We start from the raw sequence: 24,526 nt of genomic DNA, 5'->3' as shown, positions 1-24,526 counted from the left end.
TATGCTAATTTTGTACAAAAGTAATAATTTAGGTTTAAATGATGGATGCAGATGCGATTATTATTGGTGCAGGTGCTTGTGGTTTGATGTGTGCTGTACAGGCAGGCTATCTGGGCAAAAAGGTTATCATTCTGGAAAAGAATGAAAAACCTGGCGCTAAAATTTTAATCTCTGGTGGCGGGCGTTGCAATTATACCAATCAGTTTGCATCTGCCGAGCAGTTTATCTCTGCCAATTCTCATTTTATCAAATCAGCTTTTAACCAATGGACTGTTGATGATACCATCAGTTTCTTCGAGACTTATGGTATCCAGGGTAAAGAAAAAACATTGGGACAACTGTTTCCTGAGGGTAAGAATGCAAAGGATGTGGTAGATGTTTTTACTTCTGCTTGTGCCGATTTTGGGCAAGAAATCAGAACCAAAGCTGATGTTAAGGAGATTGAAGTTTTACCTGATGGCTTTAAAGTAACTTACCAGAAAAATGAAAAAACCATTTCCCTCCGTGCAGAGAAATTAGTGATTGCCACAGGAGGCTTACCAATCCCTAAAATGGGTGCCACTGATTTTGCCTTGCGTTTTGCCAGGAAACACCAATTAAAAATTATAGAAACCGCTCCGGCTTTAGTTCCTTTAACCATCACCGGGAAAAACGAAGAATGGTTCTCACAGCTTTCTGGTAATTCGGTTTTTTGTGAAGTGAGTAACGATGAGATTTCTTTTGAAGAAAATATTCTTTTTACACATTGGGGATTGAGCGGTCCGGCAATTTTGCAGATTTCCTCCTTCTGGCGTAGGGGGGAGGTCATTAATTTAAATCTTCTTCCCGGAGAAAACATACTGCTATTACTGGATGAGGAGCGTAAAATGAATGGAAAAACTTTGGTTTCTACCTTACTGAACCGTTTTTACACTAAAAAGTTAACGGATGCCTTAGGCAAGTTTTTACCCTTAAGTAAGCCGGTTGCTTCATTAACTAAAATTGAAATTGAATTAATTGATGAAACCATTCATCGGTTTAAAGTGAAACCGGCGGGAGATAAGGGTTATGATAAAGCGGAGGTAATGCGTGGCGGAATTGATACGAATGAAGTTTCTTCTAAAACGCTGGAGTGTAAAAAAATTCCTAACCTGTTCTTCGGTGGCGAATGTTTGGATGTAACAGGCTGGCTTGGTGGTTATAATTTCCAATGGGCCTGGGCAAGTGGTTTTGTAATTGCGCAGCAGATTTAAATCATTAAACCTCATAAATTTTAAAAACCTATCAGGTTTGAAATAGGCTTAGGATATCATAAATAAACATTTGGCATGATTTTCCAGGCCCAAGGTTTTTTAAAGGTTTTGAATGTTCTCAACTGACTGAAAAATAATACCTCACTGGTTTTTTGATTGGCGATATCCCGGCGATGTAAATTACCAACAGTGGTAAAGAGTTGTCGGGAAGTGAAATCGTAAATTCTTTCTGTCATATCACCAGTGTTCTGGTTATAATAAAGGTTAATCGCGCTGGTGAGGAACCAATCTTTATTTTGAAACTTGAAAGTATAGCCCAATTCCCATCGCCATTCACTACCGCCTCTAAAGCGTAAAAATAGTTGTTGATCTTTAATTTCTACTCGTTGTAAAGGATCTCCGAGTCTTCCACCTTCTTCAGATCGTAAAATAAAATCGTTATTCTGTGTAGATAAGTGATATGTGCCACCTGTTTTATCTTTGAAATAAATGGCTAAAATGCGTGGTTTCTGTGTTTCCTTTATGATTTCAGAATTGTTATCGCCATATGTTCGGGTTTCATCAATCTTCTGATTGGATTCAAAAACCAAAGCTAAGTCCTCAGTTTGGTCATTGTTCAAATCGCCTTGAGCCGTTTCAATTACTGTCCAGTTATTCGGGGTAAGTTGTTCAATAGAAGAACCTTGCTGCTTTACTTTTGGGAAAATAAATGATTTTTGAGCAAAGCTGATTTGCGCCAATAGCATTATTAAAAGAAAATGGAAAACTTTCATTCAGGTAGTAATGGTGTTGATGTAATTTTAAAACGTTTGGATAGTGGTTTTAGTTTAGTTCATTTAATTACAAGCAGCATGATTTGTCGACAAGAAGTCTTAAAATTCACTTACTTTTGCAGAAAATAATTTTCTTTTGAGAACAGAAATCTTTGCCATTACGCCACCCTTTACACAACTGAATACACCTTATCCAGCAACAGCGTATATTAAAGGTTTTCTAAATACGAAAGATATCCGCGCTACCCAAGCAGATTTAGGCATTGAAGTGATTCTCGTTCTATTTTCGAGAAAAGGCTTAATTACACTTTTTAATACGCCAATAACCAAACCTTTGAGTGCTAATGCCAAGCGTATTTTGGCTTTAAAAAGTGAATATTTAAAAACCATCGATGCTGTTATTCATTTTCTTCAGGGAAAAAATCCAACATTAGCACTACAGATTTGTGGAGATGATTTTCTACCTCAGGCATCGCGATTTGCACAATTGGAAGAATTGGACTGGGCTTTTGGTACAATGGGTACGCAGGATAAAGCCAAACATCTTGCCACCCTTTATCTGGAAGATATCTCCGATTATATTGTTGAATGTGTAGATGAAAATTTTGGTTTCAGTCGTTATGCAGAGCGATTAGGCAGAAGTGCAAGCTCTTTTAATGAGCTCTATAGCGCTTTGGAGCAAGCACCCAGTTACATTGATCAGATTCTGATTTCCATTTTAAAGGAATACATCGAAACTGTTCAACCTAAATTATTTCTGATTTCTGTTCCATTTCCAGGTAATTTATACAGTGCCTTTCGTTGTGCACAATGGGTTAAAAAGCATCATCCTGAAATAAAAATTTCAATGGGAGGTGGTTTTCCGAATACAGAGCTCCGTTCCCTTTCTGATCCCAGAGTTTTCGAGTTTTTTGATTTTATAACCCTTGATGATGGTGAGCTGCCAATAGAACTACTGATTCAGAATATCAGTGGAACGGTGCCAGCAGAAATGCAGATGTATAAGCGTACGTTCTTGCTCGAAAATGGAGCTGTTACTTACAAAAACGATTCATTTAGAAAGGATTACAAACAGGCTGATGTGGGGACACCTGATTATTCGGGTTTACTTCTCGACAAATACATATCTGTAATCGAAATCGTGAACCCGATGCACCGCATGTGGAGCGACGGAAGGTGGAATAAATTAACCATGGCCCATGGTTGTTATTGGGGTAAATGTACATTTTGTGATATCTCTTTAGATTATATTAAAGTTTATGAACCTGTTCAGGCAAAACAAATTGTCGATCGTATTGAAGAATTATCGCTAAAAACTGGGCAAAATGGATTTCATTTTGTAGATGAGGCTGCACCACCCGCATTGATGCGTGAGGTTGCTTTGGAGATTCTTCGTCGTGGCTTGGCAGTAACCTGGTGGACCAATATTCGTTTTGAGAAAAGCTTCACCGCCGATTTATGTCTGCTTTTAAAAGCATCTGGTTGTATTGCTGTTTCAGGCGGATTGGAAGTCGCTTCAGATCGTTTATTGAAATTAATCGAGAAAGGCGTAACCGTTGAACAGGTTGCAAGGGTAACACGGAATTTTACAGAGGCTGGCATTATGGTTCATGCTTATTTAATGTACGGTTATCCCACGCAAACCATTCAGGAAACAGTTGATAGTCTGGAAATGGTTCGACAGTTGTTCGAAGCTGGCATTTTGCAATCGGGTTTCTGGCATCAATTTGCCATGACGGCACATAGTCCAGTAGGTTTGTATCCAGAAAAATTTGGGGTAGTTAAAGAAACCGAAACGATTGGCACATTTGCAAATAATGATATTAATTACGTTGATAAAACAGGCATTGATCATAACAAATTCAGCTTTGGATTAAAAAAGTCATTGTTCAATTTTATGCATGGGATTTGCTTCGATTATGAACTTCAGGACTGGTTCGATTTTAAAATTCCAAGAACAAAAATTCCTTCCGATTTTATAGAAGGCGCATTAAACGAAGATCATAATTTCAGTACCAAGCCCACAGCAAAAGTAGTGTGGTTAGGTACAAAACCTGAAGTAGATTTTTTTACCAAAACTAAAAAAGGTAATTCATGGGAAATGGCCTCACTCATCTTTCACCATAAGAAGGAAACTTTTACCATCCAAACCAGTAAAAATGAAGGTATATGGCTGAGTGTTATTCTGGATAAAATTTCAGTCAATAATGAAGAAGTATTTACTTTTCAGGAAGTAAAGAATAATTATGAAAGTGAAATGGAAAATTTTGAATTGTTCTGGTATGCTAAACCAATTAATACTTTGCGGGAATTTGGGTTATTGGTGTTATAATTTGCTTACTCTCGATAAATTTCACGTTAGTAACCATATAAGGCATCTAAGATTCATATAAGCTCATCCGTCTTATTTTTTCTTACATTCCTTATATGGTGAAATATCAATTGCAAGAGTTATAGGTTCAAGTGACTTTGGATTGATGGTATAATAAGGTTCATTATAATAAATAGGCTGTCTTTCTTTCTAAGAAAGACAGCACATACTTGTGATAAAATTTTATATTAATAATGAAAGCTTAGTTGACCATATAAGGCATATAAGGCATATAAGATTCATATAAGCTCATTCGCCTTATATTTACTTACATTCCTTATATGGTAAAATTTAATCGCAATGCGGAACCGTAAACGTCCAGGTTTCTGATTCACCATTTGGAACCACATATCCATTTCCTCTTGCATTTTCGAACCATAATTTACTTCGAAGTTTTTCTCGTGTTCCTACTTCGTTCATGGTCGCACTATCATATAAACGACCGTTAATCATCACATATTTAATCTTTTCCGAGTTTCGGATATCATCTAAAGGATTTGCATCCATAATTACTAGATCGGCTAGCTTTCCAACTTCCAATGAACCAATTTCTTTACTCATTCCTAAATAGCTCGCACCATTTAAAGTAGCATTTCGAATGGCTTGCAGTGGTGTAAAACCGCCTTGAACAAACATCCATAATTCCCAATGTGCACCTAATCCCTGAATTTGCCCATGAGCGCCTAAATTTACTTTAGTACCACCATCTGCAATTTTTTTGGCTGCTCTAGCAATATCAATATGGTTGTAGTCACTATATTCTGATGTGGTTCTGCGTCTGGCCCTCGCATCAATAATCGAACGAGGCGTATAAGCCATTAATTTTTCATTCTCCCAAACGTTGGTACGGTCGTACCAATAATTTTCGCCCCACTGGCCACCATAAGCTACGATCAAAGTAGGGGTGTAGCCAACTTCAGTATTGTTCCAAAGCGTGGTTACATCTTTATACACTGGTAAAACCGGAATGCTGTGTTCAATTCCGGTATGTCCATCGGCAATCATATTCATATTATGAAAGAATGTAGAACCACCTTCAGGTACCACTTCCATTTTTAATTGTCTTGCTGCTTCTAAAATTTGCTGGCGTTGCTCCCTGCGGGGTTGATTATATGATTTTACGGAAAATGCACCAACAGCTTTTAATCGCTTTAAGTTTGCCAGAGCATCATCTAAACTGTTAATCACCACTTTAAAATCACCATCAGCACCATATAAAATAGAACCTGTAGAATAAACCCGTGGACCAATCATTCTGCCGGCTTTTAACATTTCACTTTGACTAAAAACCATTTCTGTGTTGCTGGATGGATCATGTGATGTAGTTATTCCGAAAGCCAGATTAGCAAGGTAACTCCAATCGCTTTGAGGCGAAATCCCGTCAGGACTTGTACGTAAATGTGCATGAACATCAATGATTCCAGGCATAATAGTTTTCCCATTTACATCAATCACTTTAGCCTTGGATGGAATAGTTATCTCATCTGCTTTCCCAATGGCTGTGATTTTATTGCCATCAGTTAAAATGGTTCCGTTTTCAATTACTTCATCACCTTTCATGGAGATAATTCTCGCACCTTTTAGCGCTACTATACCCGTAGGTACATCAGATTTTAAAACCAGATTAATATCTATAGAAGTGGGCTGTGTCTTTGGTGTGCTGCCATCAAAATTAAAGGCACTGTTCACATCCACAGTAAAATATTTCGGTCCTAAAGTCCAGTGCAGGTTTTTACTATCGGCACTCCATTGAATATATGTTCCACCATCGGTTGTTACTTTTGTAACAGGAATGGCCTTATTTCCGGCAGATGCATCCTGAGCAGTTCCAACATTAATCATCGGGGTGATATACACATTAAAGAGTTCATTAAAGGCCAGCCATTTATTATCAGGACTGATGACAAACTGATTTGCATATTGCGAAGTAAAATGTGTCCTTTCATTTCCGCCATTTAAATCAATACTTTTTAAGGCTTTCTTTCCATCAGCATAACTTTGGAAATAAATCCGGGTATCGGTATTGTTAAATTGTGGACGGATTCCATTCTCAGAAACAAGCGTTTTGGAGCCACCACTAGCAGGCATGATAAAAATTCCAGTTCCTCGGCCATAATTGTACCCTAAAACATCATTTCCACTTCCTTTTCTAAACACAATTTTATCACCTTTGGTAGAATATTGCGGTGAATAATAAAAGCCTTTCTCATCACTTAAAGTAATTGTCTTACCTGATTTTAAGTCTGTTCTCTTGATTGCGCCCCGCAGTTCGTCACTCCAGGTGGTGTAAATAATAAACTTTCCATCTGGACTAAATGCTGGTTCAAATTCGAAATCCAAGCTGCTCGTTAAACGTTCAGGTGTTCCGGAAGGTAAATCTTGCCTGTAAAGATATCCTGCCGCATTAAAAATAATTGTTTTGCCATCAGGTGATGTGGTTACTTGCCTCAGCATTTTAGCTGTGAATTCGTTGTTAAATACCTGCTGTTCGAAATGTAAGGCTTGTTGTATGGTTTGAACAGTATTGGCTTGAAAAGGAATGGTCGAATTAATCAAGTTGCCAATTTCTGTCTTCCTTATTTTTCCTTTGGCGTAAAATATCAAGCTTTTACTATCTGGAGTCCAGGCAAAATTCGGATAAACACCAAAAATAGCCCAGGTTTCTTGCTGATCGTGAGATAAATCTTCATTTATAGGCCACTCTTCACCCGTTTTAATATTCTGAACGTAAAGCGTCGATTTCAAACGAACACGTTTTACAAAGGCAATCATATTTCCATCTGGTGAAACCTGTGGACGGCATGCACCACCTTGCTCATTAATCAATGTGGTTAGTTTTCCCGTGGTTAAATCCAGTTGGCGAATGGCATAGATTGTTCCGTTCGGGTCTTTACTGTATTCAAAATTTGGCCCCGGGCTTACATCTTCACTAAAGTAGACATATCTTCCATCAGGCGAAACATTCGGTTCTCCAGCATCTTGCTGATCATTTTTTCTTTTGGTTAGCTGAACACCTTCGCCACCATTTATATTATACATCCACATTTCGCCAGCACCCAAAGAGCGCCCTGCTGTAAAGTGTTTACGCGCTACCAGATATTCGCTATTCGGCATCCAGGTGGCATTATTTAATAACCTGAAAGTTTCTTTGGTCACCTGTTTTTTGTTTGAACCATCACGGCTCATAATCCAGATATTATCACCTCCGCTTCGATCACTCGTGTAAGAAATATATTTGCCATTCGGACTAAACCTTGGCTGCACATCATAGGCTATGCCGCCACTAATTAATTTTGCCTGGCCTCCTGAAATTGGAATCGTGTAAATATCACCTAACAGATCAAATACAATTTCTTGCCCATCAGGACTCACATCCAGGTTCATCCAGGTACCTTCATCTGTATTCAAAGTGAAATTTTTGGTTGTACCTTGATATTTTTCTACATCCCATTTCTTTTCCTGGGCATTTGACGTGAAAAATAGGAGAGTAAGCGTAGAGAGAAAGTAAAGGTTTTTCATTTTATATTACCGGAATAGTTCGTGTATTTTTTGTTGTGGTATCTTTTTTTGGGAGTTATGTTTTCAATTTCTTGAAGCATTTCTCTCAGCACTGCCAAGAGTTTTATATTTTCTGTAACGGAACGCTCAAAAAAACTACTGCTAATAGGATTATTTCTTGATAAAAATTCAGCCAACTCTTTTACAACAGATTGTCTCCATTTGGCATTTCTAATTAAGCTTATAATTTTTGTGAGCTGACTTTCCAGCATTTATTTAAGTATTTAACAAAGTTAATAATCTTTTGTAAAAATGGTTTTATGCCAATTGTAAATATACTATTGCTTTACATTTAAATTTTATAGTTTTGATACCGCCGATTTATGACAGCCATAGAGATTTTACAAAAATATTGGGGTTACACAGCCTTCCGACCGCTACAGCAAGATATTATCAATTCAGTTTTGGAAGGAAAAGATAGTTTAGCGCTTTTGCCCACTGGCGGTGGCAAGTCTGTTTGCTTTCAGGTTCCTGCATTAGTAAAAGAAGGTATTTGCATTGTGGTTTCGCCATTAATTGCCTTGATGAAAGATCAGGTCGAGAATTTGAAATCAAAAGGTATAGAGGCGATTGCCATTTATGCAGGAATGGGTAAACGCGAAATTGATATTTTACTGGATAATTGCATTTACGGGAAAATCAAATTTTTATACCTGTCTCCAGAAAGATTACTTTCTGAACTGGTGAGGGTAAGGATTTCCTATATGAATGTAAATCTGATTGCGGTTGATGAAGCGCATTGTATCTCACAATGGGGTTATGATTTTCGTCCACCATATCAACAAATTTCCAAGCTCAGAGAAATTTTACCTGATGTACCAGTTTTAGCACTTACTGCTACTGCTACTAATTTTGTGAGACAGGATATTATTGAAAAGCTGGAGATGAAAGATCCACAGGTTTTTGTTAAAAGCTTTGCCAGAGATAACCTGAGTTATGTAGTTTTCAATAAGGAGGATAAATACAAAAAACTGCTGGAAATTTGTAGAAATGTAAATGGAACAGGGTTGGTATATGTCCGTAATCGTCGGGAAACGGCGGAGGTGTCGAACTTTTTAAATCGAAATCAAATTAAAGCTGATTTTTATCATGCAGGTTTAGAAAGGGATGTCCGTTTTCAAAAACAAGAAGACTGGAAATTAAATAAGACCCGTATCATGGTGGCTACAAATGCTTTTGGAATGGGCATTGATAAGTCCGATGTACGAACGGTAGTGCATTTAGATTTACCCGAAAGCTTAGAGGCTTATTATCAGGAGGCGGGGAGGGCCGGGCGAGACGAAAAAAGAAGCTATGCCGTTTTACTCGCCAATCAATCTGATATCATGAACCTGGAATCACGCTATATTGATAGTTTTCCTGCTCCAGATGAAATTCGTAAAATTTACCATTATTTAGGCAATTATTTCCAATTGGCTTTTGGTGCCGGGGAAGGCTTAACCTTTACCTTTGATATCGCTGATTTTTGTAAACGTTTTAATATTAGTGTCTTAAAAACAATATCTGCCCTGAAGTTTTTGGAACATGATGGCTATCTCACCCTATCAGAAAGTGTTTTTCTGCCTTCGCGGATGATGTTTATCGCCAGTCATGAGGACATTTACAGGTTTCAAATTGAAAATAAAGCCTATGATGGTATGATCAAAACCATTTTAAGATCACACGGTGGTGCCTTTGATGGTTTTATAAATATAAAAGAAGCAGATTTAGCCAAGAGAACCGGTTTATCATATCATGATATTATTGCCTTATTGAATAAATTACAATCACTAGAATTGCTCACTTATATTCAGCAAACTGATCAACCACAACTACAGTATATTCGGCCTCGTGTAGATATGGATCATTTTGATTTGGATGTGAAATATCTCGAACTACGCAAAGAAATCTTACTCAAGCAGGTAAATGCGGTGATTGGTTATGCGTCTACAAATATTTGCCGGAGCATTCAATTACTAGCCTATTTTGACGAACAGCATGCTTCAAAATGTGGCGTTTGCGATGTTTGCCTGGCAGAAAAAAAAGCAGAAAATGATCATCAAAAAGATGATGAGATTGATTTCGAAATCGTTTCCTTATTGCAGCAGCAACCTTTAAATTTAGATGATCTGGTAACCGGAATAAAGAACGGCACCGAAAACGAACGCATCAATGCCATTCGCGAATTATTAGATGCTGGCAAGATTAAAACTGATGGGAAGAAGTATTATCTCGAGATATGAGAATTAGAAACTGAAAACTGTTAAAAGAGCTAACTAAAGTGATCGATAAAATATTAGTTTTGTAATCATTAATCAATCTCTGTAATCATCCGCGAAGCGAAATATAATGATAGAAAAAAACAATAAGAAAACCATCCGCTCATGGGCTTTCTTCGATTGGGCAAACTCAGCCTATAATCTGGTGATTACATCGACTATTTTTCCGGCCTACTATACCATCATTACCACCACAAAAGAACATGGTGATCAGGTAACTTTCTTCGGACGAACCTTTGTAAACACTTCGCTTTCTAATTATGCACTGTCATTTGCCTATTTAATTATGGCAATGGCCTTGCCCATCCTTTCGTCCATTGCAGACAGGAGAGGGAATAAAAAATCATTCATGAAGTTTTTTACTTATATGGGTGGTCTGGCTTGTATGGCATTATATTTCTTTAAACTGGATACACTCGAAATGAGCATCATATTTTTCGCAGTCGCGGCGATGGGCTATATAGGTGGTGTTTTGTTCAGTAATTCTTATTTGCCAGAAATCGCTACAGAGGAACATCAGGATCGCGTAAGTGCACAAGGCTTTTCTTACGGATATATCGGGTCGGTTTTGCTTCAATTGATTTGTTTCCTATTCGTATTAAAACCAGAATGGTTCGGCATTACAGACGCATCATTCCCCCCAAGGTTATCATTCTTATTGGTAGGCGTGTGGTGGATCGCCTTTTCACAAATTCCATTTAGTGTTTTGCCAGATGGAACACCACAAGTATCAAAAATCAAGACCAATATCATTAAAGATGGCTTTAGTGAATTAACAAAGGTTTGGGCGCAGTTGAAACAAATTAAAAGATTAAAGGGATTTCTCTTATCCTTTTTCTTCTATTCTATGGGCGTACAAACCATTATGCTGGCTGCCGCAGGTTTTGCTGAAAAAACACTAAAATTAGGTACTGCAAAACTGATTGCGGTGATTCTGATTATTCAGTTGGTTGCCATTCCCGGAGCATTATTGATGTCTTATCTGGCAAAGAAAATAGGCAATATAAACATTTTGATCATGGTGGTTCTGGTTTGGATCGGCTGCTGTGTTTATGGTTATTATATTACTAGTGAATATCAGTTTTATTCACTGGCTGCAATTGTTGGTTTAATTATGGGTGGAATTCAGTCGCTATCTCGTTCTACCTACTCTAAATATTTGCCATTAAATACACCAGACACCACATCATTTTTTAGCTTTTATGATGTTACCGAGAAACTGGCTATCGTAATTGGCTTATTTAGCTTTGCTTACATCGAAGATTTAACAGGAAACATTCGCTACTCCATTATTGCTTTAGCATCATTTTTTATTGTAGGATTAGTCTTTTTGCTAATCTTAAGAAAAACAGTAAGTAAAGAAATAGTAAAACCGTAAGTTTGCCCGAAGAATATGATGAAAGTAGAATTATTTGTGCCTTGTTTTGTAGATCAACTCTATCCGGAAACCGCTTTTAATACGTTAAGGTTACTGGAAAAATCAGGGTGTGAAGTTACCTACAATTCAAAACAAACCTGTTGTGGACAACCTGCTTACAATGCTGGTTACTGGGATGAAGCAAAAGAGGTGGGAACTAAGTTCTTAAATGATTTTACAGAAAATACTTATGTAGTTGCACCTTCCGCTTCTTGTGTTGGGATGATAAAGGGTGGTTATAACGATTTGTTTACCAATACAATCGTACATAATAAGTGCAGAAGTTTACAATCCAATATCTGGGAACTTTCTGATTTTTTAGTTCATATTGCCAAAAAAGATTATTTCGGGGCAGAGCTGGAAGGTAAAGCCGTCTATCACGATTCTTGCAGTGCATTACGAGAATGTAAAATTAAAGATGAACCACGTCAGCTTTTGTCTAAAGTTCATGGACTGGAAATGCTGGAAATGCAGGATACCGATATGTGCTGCGGCTTCGGTGGAACATTTGCAGTTAAGTTCGATGCGATTTCTTCGGCGATGGCCGAACAAAAGGTAAATCATGCCATGGCGCAACATGCTGATTACATTATTTCTACAGATTTATCCTGCCTGTTACATTTGCAGGGCTATATCGATAAAAATAACCTGCCTATCAAAACCATGCATCTTGCTGATGTTTTGTGCAATGGCTGGTTAGAAAGTACGGAATACTAAATTTTGATTGGTTTGTAGTTTCTATTTCTTGAAATCTGTATTCCGTATTAAACCTTTTAAGTACAACCACCTCTAAAGCAAAAAGAACAAAACATGAAAAAAATATTTCTGGCCTTGATTAGTGTTTTCTCACTGGTTACTATTGCAGATGCACAAAAGAAAACTTCTGGTGCAATTCAGTTTGAAACAACTATTGATCCGGCCGCCATGGCAGCTGCTAGTGGAATGCAAATTCCAGATCAGATGAAAGCAAGAATGCCATCATCCAGTAAAAGCAATTTCGAATTATTATTTACGGCTACAAATGCAAGTTATATGCCTGTTGAGGATGTAGAAGATAGTAACGGCGCAGGTGGCGGCGGTGGTGGAATGGGCAGGATGATGATGCGCTTTGGCGGCGGTGGTGGTAACCGCGAATATTATTACAGCTTTGCTGATCAAAAACTAACCGAAGTTTTCGATTTAAATGATACTACTTATTATATGCCAAGTAAATTATCATTATCTACTTCTGGCCCAATGGGATCATTCAGAATGGGTGGTGGAAATGCAGGTGATACTGCTAAAAATAAACAAGTTGCGCCTCCAAAAATTGAAATTATAAAAACAGATGCTACCAAAAAGATTATTGGTTTTGATTGTAAAGAGGTGATTGTGAAATCAACCAGATCAGTTAAAATTTTAGATATGGATAAAGACGTGACTGAAGAAACACACATTTGGTACACGAATGATTTGGGATTTAATTTTTCTCCAAATCCTAAAATGTGGACGGAAGGTACTGTTTTAGCCATCGAAGGAAGAGGTAGCTCAACCATTGCTAAAAGTATTGAATATAGAGGAGTGAGTGCTAAAGATGTTACGCCTCCAAAAAAAGCCAAATTAATTACGGAAGATGAATATAAGGTTAAAATGGATGCCATGATGAAACGTTTTAGACAAAACAGACCAGGCGGTGGTGTTCAGCGAATCGTTGTTCCAGGTAACTAAATTTTAATATAATGTTTTGAGAGCCTTTCGGATGTATTTTCGAAAGGCTTTATATCTTAAGGGCTTTGTTTAGTAGGAATTTTAGAGCTTTTTTTGTTAGTCCTCACGTAAATCCTCCCTCGGGCGTCCTCCTGAACTTGATTCAGGATCTATTCCAATGCAATTAGACACATCAATATCCTTAAAAATATTTTCTGCCGTAAATAACGTTGAGATAAATTTCTTATCTTCGCGACAATAAAAATCACTTTGTATGTGATTTAGAATTCACCATATTTTTAAACCGTTCCGAAGCTTTAATACTGATAAGGAACAAATCATAGTTGTAGATGATTAATATTACTTTACCTGACGGCTCCGTTCGTCAGTATGAACAGGGCACATCTGCCCATCAAATTGCATTATCAATTTCTGAGGGTTTAGCCCGTAATGTTTTAGCTGCCGAAGTGAATGGCGAAGTTTGGGATTCAACGCGTCCAATCGAAGCAGATTCATCGGTTAAACTATTAACCTGGAATGATGCCTCTGGTAAATCAACTTTTTGGCATTCGTCTGCCCACTTAATGGCTGAGGCTTTAGAAGCACTTTATCCAGGCACAAAGTTTGGTATTGGTCCGGCAATTGAAACTGGCTTTTATTATGATGTTGATTTTGGCGAAAAGGAATTTTCTTCGGATGATTTCAAAGCCATCGAGACCAAAATGATTGAGCTGGCTAAGCAAAAAGAAACTTTTACCCGTGAAAGTGTAAGCAAAGCTGATGCAATTAAATATTTCACTGAAAAAGGTGATGAATATAAATTGGATTTGATTGACGGTTTGGAAGATGGAAAAATTACTTTCTATTCTCAAGGTCAATTTACCGATTTATGTCGTGGTCCACATATTCCAAATACTGGTTTCGTTAAAGCTGTAAAGCTGATGAACGTTGCCGGCGCTTACTGGCGCGGTGATGAAACAAAAAAACAGTTAACCCGTATTTATGGCGTAACTTTTCCAAAGGCAAGCGAGCTGACTGAATATCTTGCGATGATTGAAGAGGCTAAGAAACGCGATCACCGTAAACTGGGAAAAGAGTTAGAGCTCTTTATGTTTTCCGAAAAAGTAGGGATGGGCTTACCAATGTGGTTGCCAAAAGGAACTGCATTAAGAGAACGTTTAGTTCAATTTTTAACGAAAGCACAGGCAAAACATGGCTATGAACAGGTTGTTACTCCACACATAGGGAATAAGAATTTATATATAACTTCAGGTCATTATGAAAAATATGGTAAAGACAGTTTTCAGCCGATAAAGACTCCACAAGAAGGAGAGGAGTTTTTATTAAAGCCGATGAATTGTCCGCATCATTGTGAAATGTATAAATTCAAACCGCGATCTTATAAAGATTTGCCGGTTCGTTTTGCTGAATTTGGTACGGTATATCGTTACGAACAAAGTGGTGAGTTACATGGTTTAACCCGTGTAAGGGGCTTTACTCAGGATGATGCACACTTATTTTGTCGCCCTGATCAAGTAAAAGAAGAATTTAAAAAAGTGATTGATTTGGTGCTTTATGTATTTAAATCGTTAGGTTTTGATAATTATATCGCCCAGGTATCCCTTCGTGATCCGGATAACCGATCAAAGTATATTGGTAATGATGAGAATTGGAAACTTGCAGAAGAATCCATTATTGAGGCGGCTGCTGAAAAAGGCTTAAATACGGTTGTAGAATATGGTGAAGCGGCTTTTTATGGTCCTAAGCTAGATTTTATGGTGAAAGATGCTTTGGGTAGAAAGTGGCAATTGGGAACCATTCAGGTAGATTATAACTTGCCAGAGCGTTTTGAATTAGAATATACTGGTAGTGATAACCAGAAACACAGACCCGTAATGATTCACCGTGCGCCATTTGGTTCGTTAGAAAGATTCATAGCGGTTTTAATCGAACATTGTGCCGGAAATTTCCCTTTATGGTTGAGTCCTGAACAATTTATCATTCTTCCGATTTCAGAAAAATATGAAGAATATGCAAAAAAAGTTTTAGATGAACTAAATAATTCCGATATTCGCGGGCTGATTGACTTTCGAGATGAGAAAATCGGACGAAAAATCCGTGATGCCGAAGTTAAAAAGATCCCTTATATGCTTATTATTGGCGATAAAGAGATGGCTGAAGGAAAAGTTTCAGTACGTAAACACGGTGAGGGAGATTTAGGGGAAATGACGATGGAAGAGTTCGGCGATTTATTAAAAAAAGAAATAACAGTTTAAATTAAAATAGTTACACGTTTGGCATTAGGAAGACCAGGATTTAACAGGGGACCACGTCCACCTTTTAAGAAAAAAGAAGCAGAGCATAACATTAATCAGTACATTAAATCGCCTGAAGTGCGTTTGGCTGGCGATAATGTTGAACCTGGGATTTATCCTTTGGCAAAAGCTTTGGCGCTTGCTGATGAGTTGGAATTGGATTTGGTAGAAATTTCTCCAAATGCTGTACCACCAGTTTGTAGAATTATTGATTACAGTAAGTTCGTTTACGAACAAAAGAAAAAGCAAAAAGAGATTAAATCTAATGCTAAGCAAACGGTAATCAAGGAAATTCGTTTTGGTCCTAATACAAATGATCACGATTTCCAGTTTAAATTGAAACATGCAGTAAGCTTTTTAGAGAATGGTGAAAAAGTTCGGGCTTATGTGCATTTTAAAGGTAGGGCAATTGTTTACAAGGAACAGGGAGAGATTTTATTATTGAAATTCGCTCAGGCCCTGGAAGATGTGGGTAAAGTAGAATTATTGCCTAAGTTAGAGGGTAAGAGGATGTTCTTAACAGTTGCGCCTAAAGTTGCAAAAAAATAAAAATAGGTTTATAAATTAAAAAACAGGTTATGCCAAAAATGAAAACCAATTCCAGTGCTAAAAAGCGTTTTTCGCTTACTGGAACAGGTAAAATCAAAAGAAACAAAGCATACAAAAGTCACATCTTAACCAAGATGAGTACTAAACGTAAACGTGCTCTTGGAAATGCAGGAATTGTAACAGATGCAGATTCAGGTAACGTTAAACGTATGCTTTGCATCGGAAAGTAATTTATTAATTCACCAGGTATCAGGCCTTAAGTTTCCGAGAAAAAGGAACGCCGCTTACCAAAAAACAACAACAACATGCCACGTTCGGTAAACGCAGTAGCTTCGAGAAGAAGACGGAAAAAAGTCCTTAATATGGCCAAAGGCTATTGGGGCGCAAGAAGTAAAGTTTTTACGGTTGCTAAAAACACAGTAGAAAAAGGTTTGCAATATGCATACCGTGACCGTAAAGTTAAGAAAAGAGAATTCCGAGGATTATGGATCCAACGTATTAATGCAGGTGCTCGTCAGCACGGTATTTCTTACTCTCAATTAATTGGTAAACTTGCTTCAAAAGAAATCGGTTTAAACCGTAAAGTATTGGCTGATTTAGCAATGAATCACCCAGAAGCTTTCAAAGCTGTAATTGATGCAGTAAAATAGAAATTTCGCGTTAGCGATAATCATATTTTAAAAAGAGTTCCGGTTTTCCGGAACTCTTTTTTGTTTGGTAGAATTTGTATTATATAATTTCCATCTGGTGAGAGTCGCTTTGGTTCTTCTGAAAATTAGTTGGTAGTTCCCCTTATACAGCTATGAGGTAAACTTCCCTCCTAATTTAGGAGGGGCAGGGGGTGGTTAGTTCAGTCGGTTGTTTTCAATTGACAAATTCTTAATCTTTAGAATACTTATCATGATAGAAACCAATCCTTCTATCTATGGATGGATGTCATGCCAAACGAAAAAAATATATTCACAAATTCAATGGTATGAACCGATTGATGAGACAAAACTTAAGCTGTTTGGTGAGACACCAACCAGTAGACTAAGTAGATTAATGTTATTTATTACATAAATTAACCATAATGAAGAGTATATTATGGCTTTCAGAAAGTCTGATTCCCTTATCGGTTGGTGTCTCACCAACCGAAAAACTCATGAGTATAAATTCAATGGTATGAACAGATTGATGAGACAAAACTTAAGCTGTTTGGTGAGATACCAACCAGTAGATTAATGTTATTTATTACATAAATTAACTATAATAAAGAGCATATTATGGTCTTCAGAAAGGCTGATTTTAACTTAAACTATTGGTAAACTTCATTCTGATTCCACTCTGAAAGTCTAAAATAATCTTAAAAATTTCTATTAAAGTTACCTTTTCAATCTTGCTTAGCGAATCAATATCAATAAAGTTATTTGGAATTGCCTGATCATTGATGATCAAATTCGCCTGGTGTTTCAATCTTAATCCCATCAAATAGTAATAAGCATGAGAAAGCTCATTGAATTGTTTCTCGCTGAAAATCCCCAGTTCCTTTAAAGCTTTTAAACGCTCACCTGTGTTTTCCTTTTGAAAAATTCTATTTTGTAAAGCATAAACCCTGGCCAAATCTACAATAGGAGTCATTGCTGTTTTAATATCAAAAACTTCACGCTTTGCGATCTTCTGAGTTCTGATGTTTCTGAAATAGGTTAGTGGTGGCTCATATAGCAAAGCATTTTTTGCCAAATAAACATAAAATTTTTCAATAGGCTTCTGAAGTTCCTCATCCACAAATACTCTCAAACTGGTCATTAAGGAAAGGTCTCCATAAATGGCCCTGCAATCAAAAAATGCGGCAAATTTTACAGCTGTTTCCGGAAGTGCTTCTTCAATCCAGTTTTTGTAATTGTATTTCCAGTGCTCCAATGAATGAGTCCAGTTTGGATTTGTAGCCATATAATCGCCATCGCAATACACGAAACCAACGTAGTTTAACTTATCTGAAACTTGAGTAGCAAAATCAAGAAAATAGGAGCGAACCGCAGGTCTTTGATCCTCTGGTGTATCTTCATACAAAATAGCATTGTCCTGATCGGTTTTCAAACTGAGTTCTTTTCTTCCTTCACTACCCAAAACCATAAATACAAACTTGGCCGGCGGTTGACCCAGCTTAGCGATTACCTCTTCTATAATTTTTAGAGAAATGGTATCTGCGATAGTGGTAACCACTTCATTCACAATCTTGGCATGTACACCTCTGTCTAAAAGCTGGGCAACAATATGCGGCACCTTTTGCCATTTAGATTTTAAATCAGAAGTGTTTACTGCAGATTTAACGGACTGAATAAATACTAAAGGTGATTCTGCCTGTTCGCTTAAAAGCCTGTTGCGGCTTAAAAACCCTACATAATTACCATTGTCATTGACTAATAAGTATCTTGATTTTTTACTGAACATCATCAGTATGGCTTCGTAAACAAATGCTTCAGGTACAATGGTTACAATATTCGGATCCATTACTTCACTAATTGCGATTTGAGGATCAATTCGCTTGGCAATGACTTCATCACGAAGAATAATATCTGTTACAAAGCCTTTAAATGATCCATTACCATCTTCAATAAACAAGCAGCTGGTTTTATGATCGGCCATTTTGATAGCGGCTTGATATACAGGAGTATCAGGAGAACAGCTCACAATTTTTTTAAAGGTAATATCGCCAATTCTCGAGGTATATATTTTATCTGCTAACTTATTATCCATGGAAATATTTTCTGTAAAATACGTCTAAATAATGAACGCTCTATTTCTTCTACTTTAATGAAGGTGTGTTCTTGTTTATAAATGGAAGATATGCTTATTTTTTTATCCTGCAGTAAATGAAAGAAAATTTTTGAAGTATTTAATGCATCAGTAAGTGCATTATGACTTTCTTCAGGTTCTTCATTAAATAAAATGGTGTAAAATTTATCTAATTTAAGGTGGCTGATAATGGAATTGGTTACATAATCTGCACTGGTTTTCATGGTGCAATAGAAAGTTGATGATTTGAAAATACTTTCCAGGCCTAATCGATTAAGTTCAACATTTACCATATGAAAATCCAATTCTATAAAGTGACCAATAACCAGGGGATTGAATCGTTCCATATCTTCACATAATGATAACATGATGGGCTCGATTGGTTCACCGTGGATTTTTAAAAAATCATCGGTTATATGATGGATTTTTTGTGCTGCCTTATCAATGATAAAACCATCATTTTTGATGTAATGATTTGCTCGTTTGATTTCATCATAATTTTCATCAAAAATGATCCATGCAATCTGTAATACGTGCGGCCAATTGTTTTCTTTAGAATAAGGTGCACGCCAGTTTTTCGGTAAGCCAGATGTCTCGGTATCTATAAAAAGAAAAAAGTTGTGCAATTCGTTATATTTAGGTTAGGGACAGCAAATATATCATACTTGTCTTCATTTCAAAGATAATAAAATTATGAATTCGACAATGGTTAGACTTCAACAGTAGCTGTAGATTTCCTCTTATGATAACAAAATGAGCGGACAACAATCTTTTAGATTTGTAAAGTCATATAGAGTAAGGCGGCCAGTATCGCGCCAATAAATGGGCCTACAATAGGAACCCATGCGTAAGACCAGTCACTGCTTCCTTTTCCTTTCATTGGGATTATGGCATGAATAATTCTAGGCCCTAAATCTCTTACGGGGTTAATGGCATAGCCCGTAGTACCACCAAGGCCTAAACCAATTACCCAAACCAGAAATGCTACAGGTAAGGCTCCTAATGAACCTAGGCCAATAGGTGTTTTATCACTCCCCATTTCTGCGTTGGTAAAATAAAATATAACGAAGATCAGTACGAAAGTTCCAATAATTTCAGAAAAAAGATTGGATTTAAAATTCCTAATGGCTGGTGAGGTGGCAAATGGAGCAGCTTTTAAATTTTGATCATCTGTCGCATCAAAATGATCTTTATACATTACCCAAACTAAAAATGAGCCTAACATCGCCCCGCACAGCTGGGCTAGAATATAGTAAGGCACTTTAATCCAGTCAAATTTCTGAGCGATGGCTAAGGCAATGGTAACTGCCGGATTGAGGTGTGCGCCACTGTAAGGTGCCGCGATGACCACACCTATAAAAACAGCTAATCCCCAAGCTGTTGTAATAACCATCCATCCGCTGTTATTTCCCTTCGTACCCTTCAGCACCACGTTAGCCACTACACCGTTACCTAAAAGAATGAGCAGGGCTGTTCCTATTAATTCTGCAACAAATTCTGTCATCAGTTAATATGTTATAAATTCAAATTGTATTTAATCTGTAGCACTAACTCTTGCGGCTTTTATGGCACGGTTCCAGCCTTTAATTCTTGCGGTATTATCTATGCCTTCCTCGGCTTTAAACGTTTGGTCTATCTTCCACTGCGACCTGATTTGTTCAATACTATCCCAATAACCTGTAGCCAAACCTGCGAGGTAAGCAGCACCCAAGGCAGTAACTTCCGTAATTTCAGGTCTTACTACAATGCTTTTTAAAAGATCTGCCTGAAATTGCATCAAAAGATTATTTCTGGTTGCGCCGCCATCAACTCGTAATTCCGTAATTTCTATTCCGGCGTCAGCTTCCATCGCTTTTAATACGTCCATCGTTTGGAAAGCAATACTCTCCAATGCCGCCCTGGCGATATGTGCTTTATTGGTGCCACGGGTTAGGCCAGTAATGGTTCCTCTTGCATGCTGATCCCAATGGGGAGCACCCAGACCCGCAAATGCAGGGACAATATAAACACCATTAGTGTCTTTTACCTGTTGTGCCAGTGTTTCCACATCAGCTGATTTGGAAATCATTCCCAATTCATCTCTTAGCCATTGTACTACAGCGCCTCCAATAAATATACTTCCTTCAAGAGCATAATTAACCTGACCATTTATTTGCCATGCAATAGTAGTTAACAAATTATTAGAAGATGTTTTAGGTGTCTCACCAATATTCATCAGCATAAAACAGCCCGTACCATAGGTGTTTTTAACCATTCCGATTTCTGTACACATTTGTCCAAAGAGGGCAGATTGCTGATCACCTGCAATTCCTGCAATCGGTATTTTTGCGGCTAGAATTTTACCTGCAGTTTCACCATATACCTCACTAGATGATTTGACTTTTGGCAACATGCTTTTAGGAATCCCAAATAATTCTGTAAGCTCATCGTCCCATTCCAGCGTATGAATATTGTAGAGCATGGTTCTAGAAGCATTGGTAACATCCGTAACAAAGGTTTTTCCGGCGGTTAGCTTCCAGATTAGCCACGTATCTATTGTACCGAAGGCAAGCTTGCCTTCTTCAGCTTTTTCTCTTGCACCATCTACATTTTCAAGAATCCATTTTGCCTTAGTTGCTGAAAAATATGAATCTATGATTAAGCCGGTTTTCTTTTGTATTAAATCAGACAGCCCTTTTGCTTTAATATCGTCACAATACTGGGAAGTGCGTCTGTCTTGCCAAACAATGGCATTATATACAGGTTGTCCGGTTTCCCTATCCCAAACTACAGTGGTTTCTCTTTGATTGGTAATGCCTATAGAATCAATATCAAATACAGATAAACCTGCTTTAATAATGGCTTCTGTGGCAACAGTTAATTGTGTAGACCAGATTTCTAAAGGATCGTGTTCCACCCAACCCGCCTGAGGATAAATCTGTCTAAATTCTTTTTGAGCAATGGCTACAATTTCGCCGTTATGATTAAAAATGATTGCTCTTGAACTTGTTGTTCCCTGATCTAAAGATAAAATATACTTATTCATCATGATTTGGTTAGTTACTGTTTGGCTTAATATGGAGTATACATGATATTAAGATGTATAAATATAACCATCAGCCAGTTGATTAAAATCTATAATCTGTTCGTGTTCCCAGGTTTCATCTTTATTAAGTTCGGAAGCAAGAATGGTTGCAACTATCGGTGCCATTAGTTTTGCAGCCTTGGCATCAATAAATAAGATCCGCAATCTTCTGCTTAGTACATCTTCAACAGTTTTGGCCATTTCATACCTCGCCGCCCATACTACTTGGATCTCTGTATCTGGAAATGCGGGGTGAAGTTTCCGGTTATATTCCGGCAGCTCAATAGCAAGTTTTTCTATTTCTTTACGATCTGAACCATAAATATCTAAGTAATGATCTGCCTTGAAAGCACTACAGCCGTGAATTTTCAAATTTTGAGTCTTGCATTTCTCTGCTTTTAATTGTGCATGGCTGATGGCTAAATCAACGGTTTCCTCCGCCATGTTTCTATAAGTTGTCCATTTACCACCAGTAATGGTAATTAATCCTTTGGCAGAAACAATAAGTTTATGGTCTCGGCTGATTTCTTTGGTGCTATTTTTATCGCCATTTGTTGGTGCGGCAAGTGGGCGTAAGCCAGAAAATACGCTTAGTATATCTTTTTTAAGTGGCGCCCTTTCAAAATAAGTGCTGGCCGTATTCAAGATAAAATCAACTTCTTCTTTTAAAGCTCTGGGTTCTAAATCATGGGCATCTAATGGTGTATCAGTGGTGCCTACTAAAAGATGGTTATGCCAAGGGACTGCAAAAAGAACCCTTCCATCAGATGTTTTAGGGATCATTAATGCAGCATTTGTGTTTAGGAATGCCTGATCAATAACAATATGCACACCTTGACTGGGTCTTACTATTTTTTTTGATAGTGGATTATTCATTTGTAAAATATCATCTACAAATACACCAGTGGCATTAATGATCACTTTTCCTCGCGCTTCTGCTATTTTTCCGCTGAGTGTATCCAAGATTTTTACACCAGTTACTTCATCGCTGTTATTTTTAATTAATCCGATTACCTTAGTATAATTGCAAAGTTTTGCGCCTTGTTCTACAGCTGTTTGAGCAATATTTATGGCTAAACGAGCATCATCAAATTTTCCATCATAGTAGATTACTCCACCTTTTAAGCCCTTTGATTTGATGCCAGGCATTAAAATGAGTGTTTCTTTTTTAGAAAGAAACTTAGATTTACCAAATGAGAATTTACCAGCTAGCCAATCATAAAGTGTTAAGCCTGTTAAATATTTAATAATGGAGAACCAATCGTAGCATGGAATGATAAAAGCCTCTTTGTTTACCAGGTGATTGGCATTTAATTGTAAAAGTCCACGCTCTTTTAACGCACGCCTAACTAAGCCGATATCACCCTGTGCGAGGTACCGGACACCACCATGTACCAGTTTTGTACTGCGACTGGATGTACCTTTTGCAAAGTCTGATTGTTCTACGAGCAATGTTTTTAAGCCACGGGTTACCGCGTCAAGGGCTGTACCTAAACCCGTAGCGCCTCCTCCAATGATAATGATATCCCATTCAGAACTTGCTGGCAAAATATAATCGTGTGCTGTCTTCACTTGGATGAATAAAAATAAAACGAAACAATACGCAAGTATAAATAATCAATTTCGAAATCATTGATGATCCACATTAAAAAAATATTAAATATTTCAACAAATCAATTTTATAGAGATTATTATTTGCTATTTTGCAAAATACTTAACTAATAAAGTTTATGATGAATTTGGCTGAGAGGCACCAGTTTATTTTAAGTCGCTTACAAAAAGATCAATATATTAATGTTGTAGATTTATGTAAGGAGTTGAAAGTGTCTTCTGTAACGATAAGAAAGGACTTAAAACTCCTGGAAGATAAGAGCTTACTCTTCAGAACGCACGGCGGCGCTACCATTAATAATCCATATACGGTGGATCGGCCGGTGAATGAAAAAGAGAAAATCCAGTCAACAGAAAAGAATAGAATTGGTATTGCAGCGGCAGCCTTATTAAATGAAAATGATTCTATTGTAATTGCTTCAGGAACAACGGTTTATTACTTCGCTAAAAATATTACACCATCTAGTCAACTTACAGTAGTTACATCTGCACTTAATGTGGCCTTAGAATTAATGCGTGAACCAAATATTGAAGTCATTCAATTGGGTGGCATTTTAAGAAAAAGCTCATCATCTGTAATGGGTGCCTATGCTGAACAGGTTTTGCAGGATTTCTATTTTAACAAGCTTTTTTTAGGTGTTGATGGAATTGACTTAGATTTCGGTCTAACGACTACCAATGCGATGGAAGCTCACCTCAATAGGAAAATGATTAACGCATCGCAAAAAACAATCGTACTGGCTGATTCTACCAAATTTGGAAAAAGAGGATTTGGCAAAATATGCGGATTGGAGGAAATTGATCATATCATTACAGATAAGGGGATTTCTGAACAAATTGTAAAACATTTAGAAGGTTTAGGTGTTACAGTAACTATCGTATAAAATTTATTTTTTATGCAAGAAACCAAAACA

The 24,526-nt window shown here is 37.3% G+C and carries 19 protein-coding genes; 11 read left to right on the top strand and 8 right to left on the bottom strand.

The genetic code is table 11. The annotated features are described in order from the left end of the window. Positions 1 to 41: 41 nt before the first annotated feature. Positions 42 to 1,232, top strand: coding sequence for a BaiN/RdsA family NAD(P)/FAD-dependent oxidoreductase (locus tag EV200_RS10785; protein ID WP_132533258.1), 1,191 nt, complete (start codon positions 42 to 44; stop codon positions 1,230 to 1,232). 56 nt (positions 1,233 to 1,288) lie between these two features. Here the strand turns inward: EV200_RS10785 and EV200_RS10780 are convergent, their stop codons facing one another. Next, the gene (locus tag EV200_RS10780; RefSeq protein ID WP_132532416.1) at positions 1,289 to 2,005 is read right to left on the bottom strand and encodes a hypothetical protein; all 717 of its coding nucleotides are present in this window, start codon (positions 2,003 to 2,005) and stop codon (positions 1,289 to 1,291) included. A 136-nt stretch (positions 2,006 to 2,141) separates the two neighbouring features. Between EV200_RS10780 and EV200_RS10775 the strand changes: the two genes are divergently transcribed. Beyond that, positions 2,142 to 4,337, top strand: a complete 2,196-nt coding sequence (locus EV200_RS10775; protein ID WP_132532413.1) for a B12-binding domain-containing radical SAM protein — start codon at positions 2,142 to 2,144, stop codon at positions 4,335 to 4,337. Between the two features lie 330 nt (positions 4,338 to 4,667). Here EV200_RS10775 and EV200_RS10770 read toward each other — a convergent pair whose 3' ends face one another. Continuing rightward, positions 4,668 to 7,895 (bottom strand): amidohydrolase family protein, encoded by a 3,228-nt coding sequence (locus tag EV200_RS10770; RefSeq protein ID WP_165877914.1) that lies wholly within the window; start codon positions 7,893 to 7,895, stop codon positions 4,668 to 4,670. After that, a complete protein-coding gene (locus tag EV200_RS10765; RefSeq protein WP_132532410.1) occupies positions 7,892 to 8,146 on the bottom strand; it encodes a hypothetical protein in 255 nt (84 codons plus the stop codon). The genes EV200_RS10770 and EV200_RS10765 overlap by 4 nt, the downstream gene beginning before the upstream one ends. A gap of 111 nt (positions 8,147 to 8,257) precedes the next feature. Between EV200_RS10765 and EV200_RS10760 the strand changes: the two genes are divergently transcribed. The 8 genes from EV200_RS10760 to rplT all read left to right on the top strand — a co-directional run bounded on the left by EV200_RS10760 (position 8,258) and on the right by rplT (position 16,809). Continuing rightward, on the top strand, positions 8,258 to 10,156 hold the full coding sequence (locus EV200_RS10760; RefSeq protein ID WP_132532407.1) for a RecQ family ATP-dependent DNA helicase: 1,899 nt from the start codon (positions 8,258 to 8,260) through the stop codon (positions 10,154 to 10,156). A 106-nt stretch (positions 10,157 to 10,262) separates the two neighbouring features. Further along, the gene (locus EV200_RS10755) at positions 10,263 to 11,570 is read left to right on the top strand and encodes an MFS transporter (protein ID WP_132532404.1); all 1,308 of its coding nucleotides are present in this window, start codon (positions 10,263 to 10,265) and stop codon (positions 11,568 to 11,570) included. Between the two features lie 18 nt (positions 11,571 to 11,588). Then, a complete protein-coding gene (locus EV200_RS10750; RefSeq protein ID WP_132533254.1) occupies positions 11,589 to 12,326 on the top strand; it encodes a (Fe-S)-binding protein in 738 nt (245 codons plus the stop codon). A gap of 93 nt (positions 12,327 to 12,419) precedes the next feature. Continuing rightward, entirely contained in the window at positions 12,420 to 13,316 is an 897-nt protein-coding gene (locus tag EV200_RS10745; protein ID WP_132532401.1) for a hypothetical protein, read from the top strand. 329 nt (positions 13,317 to 13,645) lie between these two features. Then, on the top strand, positions 13,646 to 15,571 hold the full coding sequence (thrS, locus tag EV200_RS10740; protein WP_132532398.1) for a threonine--tRNA ligase: 1,926 nt from the start codon (positions 13,646 to 13,648) through the stop codon (positions 15,569 to 15,571). A gap of 18 nt (positions 15,572 to 15,589) precedes the next feature. Further along, positions 15,590 to 16,159, top strand: a complete 570-nt coding sequence (gene infC / locus EV200_RS10735) for a translation initiation factor IF-3 (RefSeq protein ID WP_056872808.1) — start codon at positions 15,590 to 15,592, stop codon at positions 16,157 to 16,159. A gap of 29 nt (positions 16,160 to 16,188) precedes the next feature. Further along, the gene (gene rpmI / locus EV200_RS10730; protein WP_010600880.1) at positions 16,189 to 16,389 is read left to right on the top strand and encodes a 50S ribosomal protein L35; all 201 of its coding nucleotides are present in this window, start codon (positions 16,189 to 16,191) and stop codon (positions 16,387 to 16,389) included. A 75-nt stretch (positions 16,390 to 16,464) separates the two neighbouring features. Further along, positions 16,465 to 16,809 (top strand): 50S ribosomal protein L20, encoded by a 345-nt coding sequence (rplT, locus tag EV200_RS10725; RefSeq protein WP_029285460.1) that lies wholly within the window; start codon positions 16,465 to 16,467, stop codon positions 16,807 to 16,809. 637 nt (positions 16,810 to 17,446) lie between these two features. Here the strand turns inward: rplT and EV200_RS10720 are convergent. The 5 genes from EV200_RS10720 to EV200_RS10700 all read right to left on the bottom strand — a co-directional run bounded on the left by EV200_RS10720 (position 17,447) and on the right by EV200_RS10700 (position 23,573). Then, on the bottom strand, positions 17,447 to 18,898 hold the full coding sequence (locus EV200_RS10720; protein ID WP_132532395.1) for a DUF294 nucleotidyltransferase-like domain-containing protein: 1,452 nt from the start codon (positions 18,896 to 18,898) through the stop codon (positions 17,447 to 17,449). Next, positions 18,883 to 19,563, bottom strand: coding sequence for a 3'-5' exonuclease (locus tag EV200_RS10715; RefSeq protein WP_132532391.1), 681 nt, complete (start codon positions 19,561 to 19,563; stop codon positions 18,883 to 18,885). The genes EV200_RS10720 and EV200_RS10715 overlap by 16 nt, the downstream gene beginning before the upstream one ends. A 146-nt stretch (positions 19,564 to 19,709) precedes the next feature. Beyond that, positions 19,710 to 20,441 carry an MIP/aquaporin family protein gene (locus EV200_RS10710; RefSeq protein ID WP_132532388.1) on the bottom strand — a complete coding sequence of 244 codons (732 nt, stop codon included), beginning with the start codon at positions 20,439 to 20,441 and terminating at the stop codon, positions 19,710 to 19,712. A 30-nt stretch (positions 20,442 to 20,471) separates the two neighbouring features. Continuing rightward, on the bottom strand, positions 20,472 to 21,962 hold the full coding sequence (glpK, locus tag EV200_RS10705) for a glycerol kinase GlpK (protein WP_188754100.1): 1,491 nt from the start codon (positions 21,960 to 21,962) through the stop codon (positions 20,472 to 20,474). A 48-nt stretch (positions 21,963 to 22,010) separates the two neighbouring features. Then, positions 22,011 to 23,573, bottom strand: coding sequence for a glycerol-3-phosphate dehydrogenase/oxidase (locus EV200_RS10700; protein ID WP_229676742.1), 1,563 nt, complete (start codon positions 23,571 to 23,573; stop codon positions 22,011 to 22,013). 158 nt (positions 23,574 to 23,731) lie between these two features. Here EV200_RS10700 and EV200_RS10695 point away from each other — a divergent pair, with 158 nt between their 5' ends. Continuing rightward, a complete protein-coding gene (locus EV200_RS10695) occupies positions 23,732 to 24,496 on the top strand; it encodes a DeoR/GlpR family DNA-binding transcription regulator (protein ID WP_132532379.1) in 765 nt (254 codons plus the stop codon). Positions 24,497 to 24,526: the final 30 nt, after the last annotated feature.

It is taken from the genome of Pedobacter psychrotolerans (genome assembly GCF_004340665.1).
GTDB lineage: Bacteria > Bacteroidota > Bacteroidia > Sphingobacteriales > Sphingobacteriaceae > Pedobacter > Pedobacter psychrotolerans.
This window is presented reverse-complemented; position numbering and strand designations above follow the sequence as displayed.